At 55.8% G+C, this 14,066-nt stretch carries 10 protein-coding genes and 1 pseudogene; 5 read left to right on the top strand and 6 right to left on the bottom strand.

Features of this window, described 5'->3' with window-relative positions:
* The first annotated feature begins 1 nt into the window (after position 1).
* From K227x_RS02635 to K227x_RS02615, 5 genes are all read left to right on the top strand, one after another.
* Positions 2-994: an alpha/beta hydrolase gene (locus tag K227x_RS02635; RefSeq protein WP_145167947.1), complete on the top strand. Its 993-nt coding sequence runs from the start codon at positions 2-4 to the stop codon at positions 992-994.
* Positions 995-1,450: 456 nt separating this feature from the next.
* Positions 1,451-2,347 carry a FecR domain-containing protein gene (locus tag K227x_RS02630; protein ID WP_145167946.1) on the top strand — a complete coding sequence of 299 codons (897 nt, stop codon included), beginning with the start codon at positions 1,451-1,453 and terminating at the stop codon, positions 2,345-2,347.
* Between the two features lie 30 nt (positions 2,348-2,377).
* Positions 2,378-2,641, top strand: a complete 264-nt coding sequence (locus K227x_RS02625; protein ID WP_145167945.1) for a LamG domain-containing protein — start codon at positions 2,378-2,380, stop codon at positions 2,639-2,641.
* Positions 2,548-2,982: a LamG-like jellyroll fold domain-containing protein gene (locus K227x_RS02620; protein ID WP_315854369.1), complete on the top strand. Its 435-nt coding sequence runs from the start codon at positions 2,548-2,550 to the stop codon at positions 2,980-2,982. Before K227x_RS02625 ends, K227x_RS02620 begins: the two co-directional genes overlap by 94 nt.
* Before the next feature lie 144 nt (positions 2,983-3,126).
* Positions 3,127-3,513, top strand: coding sequence for a zinc-ribbon domain containing protein (locus K227x_RS02615; RefSeq protein ID WP_145167943.1), 387 nt, complete (start codon positions 3,127-3,129; stop codon positions 3,511-3,513).
* 37 nt (positions 3,514-3,550) lie between these two features.
* On the opposite strand, the gene K227x_RS02610 is transcribed toward K227x_RS02615, so the two are convergent.
* From K227x_RS02610 to K227x_RS02585, 6 genes and pseudogenes are all read right to left on the bottom strand, one after another.
* The gene (locus K227x_RS02610) at positions 3,551-5,425 is read right to left on the bottom strand and encodes a Xaa-Pro dipeptidyl-peptidase (RefSeq protein WP_391540415.1); all 1,875 of its coding nucleotides are present in this window, start codon (positions 5,423-5,425) and stop codon (positions 3,551-3,553) included.
* 262 nt (positions 5,426-5,687) lie between these two features.
* On the bottom strand, positions 5,688-7,082 hold the full coding sequence (locus tag K227x_RS02605; RefSeq protein ID WP_246146455.1) for a sulfatase-like hydrolase/transferase: 1,395 nt from the start codon (positions 7,080-7,082) through the stop codon (positions 5,688-5,690).
* Positions 7,083-7,375: 293 nt separating this feature from the next.
* Positions 7,376-8,587 carry a transposase gene (locus tag K227x_RS02600; RefSeq protein ID WP_218933267.1) on the bottom strand — a complete coding sequence of 404 codons (1,212 nt, stop codon included), beginning with the start codon at positions 8,585-8,587 and terminating at the stop codon, positions 7,376-7,378.
* A gap of 258 nt (positions 8,588-8,845) precedes the next feature.
* Positions 8,846-9,121: pseudogene (locus K227x_RS02595) on the bottom strand (sulfatase-like hydrolase/transferase); the annotation flags it as partial.
* A gap of 62 nt (positions 9,122-9,183) precedes the next feature.
* Entirely contained in the window at positions 9,184-12,078 is a 2,895-nt protein-coding gene (locus K227x_RS02590) for a sulfatase-like hydrolase/transferase (RefSeq protein ID WP_218933725.1), read from the bottom strand.
* Positions 12,079-12,343: 265 nt separating this feature from the next.
* Positions 12,344-13,957, bottom strand: a complete 1,614-nt coding sequence (locus K227x_RS02585) for an arylsulfatase (protein ID WP_246146454.1) — start codon at positions 13,955-13,957, stop codon at positions 12,344-12,346.
* Between the last annotated feature and the right edge of the window lie 109 nt (positions 13,958-14,066).

Here is a 14,066-nt window from a genome sequence, read left to right as displayed (position 1 = left end):
CATGAACAACAGACTGATCATCACCCTTTTGACTGCCGTCCTGTCGACGAATGCAGCAACAGCTCAGCACGCCCCGGACGAACAGAAGGAAACGCGCCGACCTCAATCAGCCAAGTACCTTGAAACCAACGGGGAGCGCCAACTTGAAGTCGTTTACAAGAAGGTTGGACGCAAGGAATTGAAGCTAGACCTGTACTACCCGACCGCGAAACCCGGCGAAAAATGCCCGGTGGTTGTCTTCACCCATGGCGGAGGCTGGGCCGCTGGTAATCGCTACAAGGCGGCCAGCGGATCCTTTGCGGTGGTGTTCCAGCGATTGCTCGAAGAAGGATTCGCCGTCGCACCCGTGACGTACCGCTTGGCAAAAAAAGACAGCAACGTAGCGATGCGGGACTGCGTCATCGATTGCAAAGATGCAGTTCGCTATCTCGCAAAAAACAGCGAATCCCTTGGCATCGATGCAGGGAAAATCTGCGTGATGGGGGATTCAGCGGGCGGCCACATCGCACAGATGCTGCTGCTTGCATCGGCCGAGCAATTGCCGGGAGACAAAAACCTTGCGTCAGCATCCTACAAAATGTTGGCAGGTGTTTCGTGGTATGGACCAAGCGACTTCGAGAAAACTGGCCTGTTCAACCATGACGACCGAGCCGACTTCCGAGACCGGTTTGGCCCTCGCATTTTGGGATCCGACACCGGACCTTCCGACAAACGGAAACGCTATCGCGAAGTCAGTCCGATCAACTACCTCAGCAAAGACAGTCCGCCACTGTTGATGATTCAGGGTGACAAGGACACGACCATACCGGTGAAGCACGCGCACCATATGCAACAGAAAGCTGACGCGACGAAGGCACCGTTGGAGGTCATGATCATCAAGAATGCCGGCCACAACTGGCGCAAAGTGGATGCCGACATCGAACCATCGCGGGAAGTGATCATTCAGCGCACGGTGCAGTTCTTTGTGGAACGTCTTGCAAACAAGCCCGAGTGAACAAGGCTGAAAAGAATGAAGCGACACAAACAACCGCCAGAACGTCCACGATAGAGCTTCCATCACAACCCTCGTTGGATTGATCGCCAGCAACTTGTTTGCAGCAACTCGTCAAGAGTTTCGATTGCATTGCCAATGTGCGAAAGTCTTGAGGGTTCGTCGATTGAGTGAGCCGTGATCGCGTGAGCGGCCGGGAATCCCCCCCAGAATGCCCGTGACCTGACGGCCAGTGGCTCACCATTGGCGTCGAAAACTTCGACTCAATCGACAAACCGCTGACGACTTCCGATACGCATCGTGCGCCAACGGCGCCGCCATTTTATTGGACTCAACCACCTCCAGCAACACACAGCGGTACCACCGGATGAATCAACACCGCAGCCGATACCTGACGTTCGTTCTATTCCTGCTTGTCTTCGTCGGGCGTCTTGCGTTTGTCGAACAGACCAGCGGTTGATGAGCGACGTCGAGATCGAAACGCCTGTTGCATCGGATCCTCTGCGAGCACCGACGAGAGCAAAGGGCATGCGTGCTGTGGGTTGGCTGGGGCTAGTCGCCGCTGTCGCCGCCGTATTGCTGCTCGCGATCGGCTACGGAATCGGACGCGATGGCAACCGTCGTCCACAAACAAAAATCGCCCTCTCGGATCCTCGTGCAGTCGAATCGAATGAAGTCGTCGAATCGGGGTGTGCGTTGTTGTCTCGCATCGTTGATGCAAAGTTTGCTGATGGAGCTGTCTATCGCGAAGGTGACTCTCTTCCCCCGGGACCGCTGAAGCTGATTTCTGGCGCCGTGCAGGTCGACTTTTTCAGTGGCGCAACGATGCTGATAGATGAAGCGACCGAGGTCAACCTGGTCAGTTCATGGGAGGCCGAGTGTGTTCGAGGAAAAGTGACGATGCACATGCCGCCACCGGCCATCGGTTCCCGTCTAATGCTTCCGGGGATGAAGGTCGTCGATCTTGGGACCGAGTTCGGTGTCGAGGTCGACGGGGCAGATTCGTCTCTGCACGTCTTTGACGGTGAAGTCGAGGCTCATGTACCGGGTTCGCCAATGCAGATCATCCGCGAAGGCGAAAGTCTGGAATCATCCGAAGCCCAAACGTTCGTGTCGGGCGAGGCGACGCCAGTCAATTTCCCGAGTGCCGAGCAATTCGAGCAACGCATCAAGTCTTTTCATAAACGAAAGTCCGCTAATTGGTGGGGTTCCATGGAACCCCACCGTTCGGATCCGCGCATCTTGGGGTGCTACCTGTTCAAACGTCGGGAAGACGGCCGGTGGGATCGCCTGATCAACAACTTCGCACTACCCAAAAACCGGTCGTATGCTGGATCTGCCGTAGGGACGCGCTAGGTAGAAGGTCGCTGGCCGACGAAGGATGCGATGGAATTCAAAAGTCCCGGTGACCGTGTCCGGATCCATTTGAAGAATGATCAGTATCAGGGTTTAACCATGGCGGCCTGGATTCGCGTCGACGGACTCGATCGCAAGTACAACGCTTTGTTCATGTCCGACGGATACGAAGACGGTGAACCCCATTGGCAAATTGACCAATCGGGACGCTTGATGTTCTCGGTCAGTTACGATCGCGCCTTGCCTCCGGGCGGGAATCCCGACCAGGAAGATCGCCAAAGCCAGGTTTTCTAATCCCCCCCATCTTTGGCGCAAGCGACAGGCGTTGGCATCACGTCGCCGTGACTTTCGATGCAATGACTGGTGAAGCGGTTCAGTATTTCGACGGAGACGAAGTCAGCCGTGAAGACAGCAAGCATCATCGAAACGGACGCAAAGTAACGTTCGGAGCGTGCGAAATTGGAAACTGGGGTTTGCCACTCGAAGGCGCGCCGCTGCCAATCAGAAACTTGAACGGCCGCGTAGACGAATTCCTGATCTACCAAGAACCCCTATCGGGCGATGAGATCGCGGCCTTGTATCAGCTTGGAGTGCCGAAAATAGGCTTGCCCCTTATGCGGCGGATCGGAAGCTGATTTTGGGGTGGCCTGTCAATCGAGTTTGAAATGGGGGTTAGCGGACAGAGCGAACCTCATGCCCTGGAAGGAGCTCCATGACATTGCAGTTGTTGCGATCGCGATGTTCCGATCAGCGCCCCTTTGTTCACCGACGCCCATCCAATGAAACGCCGCACCGAAGCCTACGCCGATTTTGTCCAACACCCTCGCTACGGAAAGCTTCCTCGCGTTACCGGACTTCATCCGAAAGAAGACTTTCTGTTGGGAAGAGTCTACCTGGGTTGGCTCGCGCGGCCCGATGAACGCGTTCCCGATACTGCTATCGTCGCGAACACCGCACGCCAACCGAACGCGACATTTCCGGTAACGCACTATTTTGACCTGAAACGTCGATGCCGAGATTGCGATCGCCCTTTCCTGTTCTTCGCCGAAGAGCAACGTTATTGGTACGAAACGCTGCAATTCTATCTTGGTGTGGATTGCGTCCGCTGCATCGACTGCCGCGTGGCTGAACGTGGACCTGAACGAGGGCGAGTTGCCGTGGTCTAGCAGGGCACAGCGGATGCGTGGAGAACGTCTCTGGGGACTACTTCGCTTCCGCAGACTCTTGTTCGGCCTCTGTGAAAGCTTCTTTTCCGCCGACGATTGGCAGGCTGAGCGAGGTGGCGTCCAAGTCCACCGTGATCTCGGTGCCGGGATCGGGCCACAAGGTAAAATCGCGATCGCTGGAAAAGATCATCAACCCGATTTGCTGACCTTTCGGAATCACCTGGTCATCGGGTTGCAAATCGAAACGGACGTCGTAAAAGTCACCCGGTACGAGGGGCTGGCCATCTGTGATCGATTGATGGTTCTGCGGATCGGCCCAACCACGGGTGATGATGTTGTCGGTGATCTTCGAATCTTTGCCCTCAGTCCACGGCAACGAGACAAGCCAAACCGAAAGGTTGGCAGCAGGCTTGTTGCTTGCCAGCCGGATGGAAATGTGTGGGGTTCCTGAAAGATGCACTGACTTTGACAACTTTGGCGTCACATAAATCAGGCGATGCTTGGTCCATTCCGCTTGTGCAAGCGATGCCCCATCGAACGAAAAGTTGTCCACCAGCGTCTCGGTTCCTTGATCGGCCGCCGGATCGGTCGTCAACTGTCCTCGCTGGGGTGCACCGGCAGCAAGATGAAAGCTGACAGGCGAGGCGGCTGGATTGGGGTAATCATCGTAAGAAGTCGGTTTCTCGCGTTCATCGTTTTCGCGAACGATCCAGGCACGCGGGTCCTTCTCGACATCATTTTCCACACCGTGCAGGTAACGGGTGAACCAACGATTCATCATCTTCATCGGCGGTGGACCACCATGCCCGCCTTGATGAAAGAACGCCTGAGCCGGAACTCCCTTCGCTTTCAACGCTTCATAGATACGCACGCTATGCTCGGGAACCACATTCCAATCATTGAACGCGTGCGCCATCAAGACAGCCGCCTTCAGTGGTTCTAGGTCATTGAGGTAATCACGACCGGCCCAGAAATCGTTGTAGTCGCCGCTGACTCGATCAAAACCTGCCAACATCTGATTGTCGCGCACCTCACAGTCGCAGTGATCACGCCTCGCTTCATTGCCGCTATGAATGAAGTCGTACAGATAGTCGATGTCCTCGCCCAAGAAACCAAACGGATGTCGGATCAAACCGTTGGATCGGTAGTAATGGTAGTACGACGTATTGGGGGCCACCGGAATGATCGCCTCCAGCCCTTCGACTCCGGTCGTTGCCGCAGCCAACGGGATGGTGCCGTTGTACGAGGTTCCCGTCATGCCGACCTTTCCGGTGCACCAGTGGGCAACGACTTCTTCGTCACCACCGGGTGTCGTGTATCCGTGCGCACGGCCACACAACCAATCCACCACCGCCTTGGGCGCCAGCGATTCGTTGTCACCGCCCACGGTAGGACAGCCTTGCGAGAGGCCCGTCCCAGGTGAAGACGAATGAACGACGATGTATCCCCGCGGCACCCATTCCTTGACGTGCGATTTTGAAATGATCGGTCGCGATCCTTTTCGCTCGACGCCCGGGACGTGTTTACGCTCCGGCGGGGTAGCCCCCAGTTCGTGTCTGACGTCCCAAAAGAACTCTTGCCCTTTCTTGCCGGTGCCGGCGAAGTACGGACTCGACACATACACCACCGGCAACTTCAAACCTTCGGTTTCGGTTTGCTGAGGCCGCGTTACGCTGACGTGCATCCGATCGGGCTTGCCATCGTCGTCAGAGTCGAATTCGGTTTCGACCCACAGATCATGTCGGATCCAGTAGTCGGAATCTTCAAACGCTTTGACGACCTGAGCCTCTCCGTCCTTGAAGACAGGAACGGCGGGCTCTGCGCCCCCGGACGTCACACTGCCCACGAAGGCAAAGGCCACAGCGCCAAAGTGTGTAAATATCGAAAAAAAGCGGCGACGTCGGAGCATCATTCGTCTCTTGAAGGAGGCAACATGGGCATACGCGGCGATCGGTGAGTCTCACGGAGACCGCGAAAAAACCTGTTTCGCAACGATAGCATGCTCATGATACTTGCCAATGACCTGCAGTTTCCAACATTCGGTTATTGAAAAGCGGACACCATCGGACGACGCGCATTGCCCGTTTTCACGACCCTAACGCACAGCCACACGATCGATCCGGCTGCGATGCCCCCCCCCCTGCCCCCCGGTTTAGGACGTTGATTGAAAACATTCATTCAGCCGGAACAATGGCGTGCGCCGTCCGGTCGCCTACTCGGAAGTACCCGATCGGTTTTTCGTCGGCGTCGGTCACCAGCCAAACCGATCCTGGACGAGTCCGAATCGGCTTTCGCCAACCCGCCTCGAGCGTGCCGAAGGATTTGCGATTGCCGCGACGATCCATCCAGAACACTTTGACTGGACCGGCGCGTTCATTCGTCACAACGAGATCGAACTGGTCGCCGATCGGATTCGACACAAGCGTTGTCGAATCCACAGCCGGGTGCCACTTCAGTTTGGGCAGCGACTGATCACTCGCAGCCACGAACTTGGCATACTCCGTTGTTGCACGTGATCGGAGGGCTGACACGGTGCTTGCGTGTTCTGGTCTTTCGGCCAGATTCACCCATTCGAACCGATCAGTGTCCACATCGTACAACTCCCGATCGCCATTGTCGTATTCGATGTAACGCCAACGTCGGTCGCTGACTGCGTAGTTCCTGGGCTTGCCAAGATAAGTGATTGAAACGTGCGGCCAATCACTTCCGGTGTCTGCAAGCAACGGCAGAAGACTCGGTCCATCGTTGCTCTGCTTGTCGGGCAAACCTGCGAGATTTGTCAGAGTGGGGTAAAGGCTTAATAGGTTCACCGGTGCATCGCACGTGGTCCCAGCCCGTGTGCCCTGAGGCAATCCAGCCGTCCCCGCCGGAACGCGAACAATCAATGGCACTCGCGTACAGACTCGCCAAAGAGTGTACTTTTGCCAATGCTGTTTCTCGCCAAGATGCCAACCATGATCACTGAACAAGACGACGACCGTGTTTTCGTGATTCGGCCCGTTATCCAACGCTTCCATCACGCGACCGACCATGGCATCGGCAAAGGCGATGGATGCGAGGTAGCCCTGAATGGCTTGCTTCCACTGGCCATGCCGACGGATATGTGGGAAGTATCGATTGGGACCGTGCTTTTTGCCGGCTGGCGGCAGATCGTCTAAATCGTCTTCTTTGTAGCCGGGCGGTAATTGGATCTCGTCGATCGGAAATGGATCGAAGTATTTCTTCGGCACAAACCATGGTTCATGCGGACGATAGATTCCGCAGGCTAGAAAGAACGGCTTGTCATGCTTCTGTGCCAGCTGCTGTGAAATCCATTTGGACACCAGCCAATCGCCGCCATACTGTTCGTCGGTTGCATCCAGCGCGGCCCAATCGGTTTCTCTGTATTGCCATGGCCCACCCAGCGGAAGGTGGACCGGCCGATCCTTGGGATACAACGTGCGAGGAAAAGGGTCCTCGGTTTCCTTAGCCGGGTAGTACTGATCCCAAGACGGCGCATCAATGAAGTAGTGCAGGATCTTTCCGGAACCAGCCGACCAATACCCGTTGCTAGAAAAGTACTTGGACATCAGCTCGGCATCCGGCATCCACTCGCGCATCTTTTGGCGGTTGTCGCAGCAGTTCCCGGTCGCCCTTCGCTATTGGGTGGTGAGCGTGGAGTGGAGGTGCATTTGAAGGCTGGTCGAGTTGTCGTGGCCTGCTGCGATGGTGATTTCGTGCCTTCGGAACTGACGTCCCACGCTCGTGGGGCGTCCCTAACGACAAATCGGAGTGAGAGTGCTCGGCTGGGCGCGTGCGTCACCAGTGCTGAGGCCAAAATCGACGTTTTAGACCGCTGAGGTTACGCTACTTCTGGCCGATCTTATCCACGAGGCGGCGGAACACCCATCGCCGATCCACTGAGCATCGCTTGCCAAAGTTCGGCAAACGATTCAAACACGAAGTGATTCACATGGCTGCGAAGCTTTTCCCACAACGCTCGGCGACTCTTGAACTTCTCCTGCACCGAGGCAAACAGCGGACAGCATGCTTGCTGTACTTGGTCAACCATGAACGCTAAAAACATCAGCAGCATCAGTACCGTTGATAGGTTTTGCTTTCCATGACCGTAGTTGTGTTCAAAGTGATAGCCTTGATTCTTGAGCGTATTAAACGTCTCATTCTCAATCCGCCAGCGACTACGACCTCCCGCGGTGAATTTCGATAGCAGCGAACGATCTAACGTGACGTTCGTCACCCAACTGAATCGCTTGCTCACTTCGCCGCTATCGTTGTCGTATTCAAAGTGCTGCAGAAAATTCACTCGCAGAGATTGATTCGACGCATTGAGCGCCAGGTCACTGACGTACTGGGTCTCGCTTTGGATGACGCGGTTACCGATCGGGTCAACCCGTGTGAGTGTTTCGATTCGGTCTTCGTCGCCCGCAGCAATCACTTGATCGAACAAGTGAGCGTGGTCACCCGGTTTTGCACCGAGCAAGTAACTCATCTTCAGATCTTTCAGGTCGGCGATGTGCGGAGCGTTGCTGGCCAGTCCGTCTTCGACCACGATCAGCTTGATCTTCGGATAGAGCAAGCGAATTCGCCTCAATAGGCGTCGTGTCGCATTGCGTTCGCAATCGTTTTTGGTTTCTCCGTCTTGTTTGACGATGGGTTCGATTGCCAGTGGGATGACGACTTTCTGGTCGGGATGAACGAGCACCGCGGCAACCGCTTGATGCACATACTGAATCTTGCCACCACTGGTTTTACGTTCCAAGCACTCGGGGCAATGGATCTTTGAGGAACAGAAGTATCCAGTGCCATCGATCGCTAGCAGGTAATGATTGTTGTGGAACGCGAACTCTCGCAGGACGTTCCCGCGTTGAAGTTCGTGGAAGATGTCTGCAAAGGCTTCGTTGAGATGACTTGTATCGATACCATCAAGGATCTCTCGCATGGACGTATCGCTGGGAATAGCGTCGATCCCGAAGAGTCGTTTGATGGCAGGTTCGCCGGACCGTTCTTCAAAAGCTAACAGTGATGGGTCTTTGAGTGAGAACATCGCAAACGCAGCCAAGAGAGTATCCACCATTGGATAAACCGTCCCGGATTGTTCCCGCGCGTCGGGGACCGATTGAAATCTCCGGCGTAACGTATCGATGAGTGCATCAGCGCAAAGGAATCGCCGCAACTTGGGGAACGGGGGCGCCGGACGGGTCATGATCGATCGCCTTGGACGAGAGCGAAAGCCGTCCATTGGAGCGTCAACCCCCGGCTCCAATCAAGGCTTCATCCAATCGCGACACGCTAGCAAATCACCACACCGTATTTTACGGGATTTAGCCAACCGCCGGGAACTGCTGCGGTTGTCGTAAAGCCCAGACACATGAGGCGAAATGCCGGTCATGATCGCGCTGCGTGAAGGATTGCAGGCAGGAGCGGGGCAATGTGCATTCGTAAAGAGCACTCCGCTGGCCGCAAGCCGGTCGATGTTCGGCGTCTTTGCCTGGGGATGACCGCCCAAGCAACCGATCCAGTCATTGAGGTCGTCGACGGCGATGAACAAGACATTAGGCTTGTCGGCCTCGGCAACAGCGACCGCCGGCGATAGCCACAGCCCCATCATTGCCAGGGTCGAGAAGATTGCTTTGTGCATTCGCAATGGCTCGCAAAAGAGTTCGACAGAACCTAATTCTTGTATTCTTTTTGTCGATTCGTGCCACGTTTCGTCGTATCGTTCCGGATCTTCGACTTGGCTTGCTTGAGTCGTGCTGGCCACTGGAAACGAGGCGATTGTTCAGGATCGTAACCTTCAAGGTGCCCCGAGATTCGAGTTGCCGGTTTGGTATAGACCAGCTGTGTCGGTCCAAAAACTTCTTTACAAATCGCGGCCAGCCCGGGATCGTATTCCTGCAGTTCGCTTCGCGTATCGACGTGGTTGTGATCGTGATCGGGTTGTCGATTGTTGTTGAACCATGACTGCACACCTTCGGCGAAGTACTCGGCGTGGTTGGTCGACGCGTACTTTCCCTTCCAAAGGCCGCGTTTCATCGCCTGTTCGTACGCCAGTTTCAATCGATCGTCAAACGCCGGGTCCAGATTCACGAGACCGCGCAAATGGATATTGTGCGCAAACTCGTGAATCAGAATATTCTCGGTTGAATAGGGATCCCCGTCGAAACCGAGCAGATTCTCTTCGCCGCACGAACAAACGGGTTCATCCCGCGATCCGCCTAACCCGCGTGCTCTTGCGTCCCAGTAATCGCTGGGGCGTAAATGCGAGTGTTCGGGGATGTCGGTCGTGAATTCGTCGTGCGCCATCACGATCAGCCGTGATCCGCTGGCGACCATTGCTGCCCGGATGTCGGGTCGCTTGGCCAGCATCATGTCGACCAGGTAGGCAGCCTCTAGAAGCGCAAAATCATTGACCTTGGACGAGGCGATGATCGGATAACCGCTGGCGTCAACATACTTTTCGTAAAAGGGTTTCAATCGCAGGTCGGCCGGCGGCTTTTCGACTCGATAGTGCGCCGTTTCATCAGCCGAATCGACAGACTCTGTTTTCCACAGACGCACAAGCACGTCGTAGGCGGCGGGGTCATGCCTTTGCAGCTGAGCGCGATCGAAGGGATAGAAATCGTTGCGTCCAAACAACGCTTCCGTCAACTCAGCAAAATATTCCATCGGGTTCGTAATCGCATAGGCCCGTTCGGTCTTTCCATTTTCCCGCTGAACCATGTTGTAGATCCCGCTTTCCTTGGCGCTTGCGAAGACCTCTGCAATTTCCTTGTTGTCGTTCCCGAGCACCTGATCATGGTAGGCGTGTGCGAGTTCATGCAGCACCATCACAGGCATGCGTTTGATTTCACGATCAAAAATGGCCGTGTTGGTAAACTCCACACATTGGTGCAAAGCACTTGGGCGTCCCTGTCGTTTCAGCCACGCCGATCCCGGATGGTACTCGCCCGTTGGCCGAACTCCTTCGTAGGGTGGTGACAACCAAATCGGCACGTTGATGATGCGGCCAAGCGCTGATGGTGGGACCACTTGTTTGACGGTTTGCAGTTGCGACGCCAGCAACTGAAGTGCACGATCCGTCTCGTCACCCTTTTCGCTGATCAGCCGGTCACTGACGCGAACCGGCCAGCCTTCCACGTCACGCGACGAATACCCGGCCACGGAAACTCGCGGATCATTGCTCTTGATCAATTCAGCGGTCAACTGCTGTCGAAGACGGGTAAGCGCACTGGCGTATTCGGGTTTCGCGGCGACATTGCGAAGTTGGTCGGGGTCGTCCGCCAGGTCGTACAGTTCCTCGTCGGGCCGCTGCCCAAAGGCCAGATCAGCAAACGGTTGAACCTGCGATTGGTGGCGCTGCAGCCGCAGCAGTTGTTTGGTTGGCGACGGATCGATCGCATAGGAAAACGCCCCTTTGCCCGTCGGCCAAGGATTCTTGGCAAAGTCGTACTGTTCGGTCCCGGCACCATGTTGCCCGGTTGCCCATGCGCTCGGGTCAAAGTTGCGGATGTACAGGAAATCGCTGGTTCGCAGCGACCGTCTCGGATACGCGTAAACATGTTTCTCCGTGCCGGCCAGAGCGAACGTGCGAGTAGCGTCGACCGTCCCGGATTGATCGGATTGAAGAATGCTCAACAAACTGCGACCGGTCATCTGAGTAGAAACGTCCAAACCGGCTGCCTGAAGAAATGTCGGGGCAAGATCGCAAAGGCTGACAAAATCCGTCACCGTTCGTTCGCCCTTCACCTTCGCCCCCCAACGAACCGCCAACGGCACGCGAGTTCCCTGGTCGTAAAGCGTTGCTTTGCAACGAGGAAACGGCATACCGTTGTCGCCACTGACAACCACAATCGTGTTCTGCAGTTCGCCGATCGCCTCCAGCTTTTGAAGAATCTCACCGACCTCTCGATCAAAACGTTGCACCTCCCACAAATAGTCGGCGACATCCCCCCGGACGACCTCGTTATCGGGCAGGCAGGCCGGAATCGGGATCTTCGTCAAGTCGATTCCGCTCTTCTTTCCGATCCCCAGTTCGTATGGACGATGGGGGTCCGAACCACCATGCCAATAGCAAAATGGTTCATCCGCCTTGCGATCCTTCATGAACTGGTCAAAGGATCGGTAACGCTGGCCAAATGAATCTCGTTTGCGAAAGGTATGCTCGCTGGGCCAGACTCCCTTGCCGAAACGTCCCAGATGGTAACCCGACTTCTGCAGCATCTCGGTGTACACGTCGTAGTCTTCTCGTAGCGATCCCCCAAGACTGTCGCCTTCTTTCAATCGCCAGTGATGTTGTCCGGTCAGAACGCTTAGACGACTGGGCGTACAAGATGGCGTTGAAACAAACGCGTTGGGGAACAGCACACCTTCGTTCGCCACGCGGTCAAAGTTCGGCGTTTTGACGACGGGATCCCCTAGAACCCCAGCGTGCGGCCACGACCAGTCATCGGCCATGCAGAACACGATATTGGGGCGGTCGCCAGCATCCGCGGCCGAGCAAGGAATCAGCATCCCAGTTGCGAACAACCAAGCACAGCAAACGGGCAGGGAGTGTCTGTTCAACATGTTCTTCCAAATCAAACGCAACGAGAGAAAGGTGTTTGTCGCTGCCACGCCCCCCATTTTCGCCTCACCGACACAGGCGGCTCGTGCAAGGTCCGGGTTCGCGGGTGGAGAGCCTCGATCGCTTGCCCCCCCACTGCGGTTCCCATGGGCAAGCTTGTTCAGCGGCATGAATTGTATCACGCCATTGGCAGAGGCCTGCCCTGGCGAACCGATTCCCACCGGTTGATGAATGTGCCGAGCAGGCGAACGCCCGATGTCGGCACATTCACTTTGCCGCGTCCTTGGGTTGTCTTCTTTTCCTCTTCGCCTTTGGTTCCGGCTTGGGCAACACGTTGGCCGACTTTGCCCATTGCCGCCACTGACGACTGAGCGATTGGACTTCGTCGACGTTTTCCGCCGCCAAGTTTTCCTGCTCGGTGCGATCAGCTTTCAGGTCAAACAATTCCCATTCGCCTTTCATGCCCAGCCGAACCAATTTGCGATCTCCGACGCGTATTCCCGCGTTCCCTTCGTGTTCCCAGAACAGTGGGCGATCGGAAAAGGTTCCGCTGGCAGTCAGCAATGGCTTGAGGCTCTGCCCCTGTGCAGGCGTGATGATGTGGCCCTTGAACTCAGCCGGATAGCTGGCTTCACCAAGATCGACGCAAGTTGCCATGACGTCGATCAAATGAACGGGCGTTTCAACCCAACCAGTGCGTGACTTGATCGCAGCAGGCCAATGAGCGATCAATGGCGATGCCGTTCCACCTTCGTGGTTGTAGTGTTTGTATTTCCGAAATGGCGTGTTGTTTAAATGGGCCCAGCAGCGGCCGATGAACACATCAGAGTGCGGATCGCCCGGGTTGTCTCCGTTGTACTTCCCCTTCACTCCCGCTTCCGCGTTGCCACCGTTATCGGCCAGGAACAGAATCAGGGTGTTGTCCAGTTGCCCACGTTTGGTGAGAGCATCAACCAGCTTGCCAACATTCTTATCGACTTCGTCAATCATCGCGGCGTAGATCGCCATCATGTCGTCGTAGCGTTTTTGTTCTTCGGGGGAAAGCGAATCCCAAGCCGGTATTTCGTCCGGCCGAGGTTCCATATCCCAGTTCTTGTCGATCAACCCTGCATTGACCTGACGTGCGTAGCGTTCTTCGCGCAGGACGTCCCACCCCTTCATGTAGGTCCCCCGATATTTGGCGATCGTTGCCTCCGGAGCCATGCAAGGAAAGTGCGGCGCGACGTGAGCGAGATACCAAAAGAAAGGCTTGTTCTCTGCGATTGCTTCATCGACGAACTTGATCCCCTGCTCGGTCCACAGATCACTTCCGTACCATGGCGGATTGAATTGGGGGTCGTCTCGCGAAACTTCCTCGCCGTTGAGAAACAACTTCGTGCCGCCCTTGGATCCTGTTTGATTGGAGAAATGCAAACCTCCCGCCGGCAAGCTTAAACAGCGATCAAAACCGCGGCCCCACGGAGTGACTCCGTGATTGAATCCAACATGCCATTTTCCCGTCATCGCCGTGAAGTAGCCGGCCCCACCGAGAACCTCGGGGATCGTGACACACTGATCATTCAATCGCCCCGCGTACCCAGGAACTCCCTGGTCCGTGGTCATCCAACCGATGCCCGCTTGATGAGAATACAGACCGGTCAGCAGCGAGGCTCGCGTGGGGCAACATCGACCGGTGTTGTAAAACTGCGAAAACCGTGCGCCGCCTGTCGCCAGCGAATCTAAATGCGGAGTCGGGATCTCGCCGCCGTAACACCCGATGTCGGAAAACCCCATGTCGTCCACCATGATGACGATGATGTTGGGACGCTGAGCGGCGTGAAGTGCAGGACAGATCGCAAGAACCAAACCGACCAAGATCTGTGAGCAAAATTGTCGTGGCATGAACGAACCTTTCATGTTGTTGTGCTACCTGGTCCGATTGCGGACGATTACTCGATCGCTTGACGGTGGAACAAAAAAAGAATGCGGAGCCAATCGGACGACCGAGGGA

The sequence above is a fragment of the Rubripirellula lacrimiformis genome (assembly GCF_007741535.1).
GTDB classification, from domain to species: domain Bacteria; phylum Planctomycetota; class Planctomycetia; order Pirellulales; family Pirellulaceae; genus Rubripirellula; species Rubripirellula lacrimiformis.
Note: the sequence above shows the minus strand (reverse complement) of the source record. Positions and strands in the feature narration are given on the sequence as shown.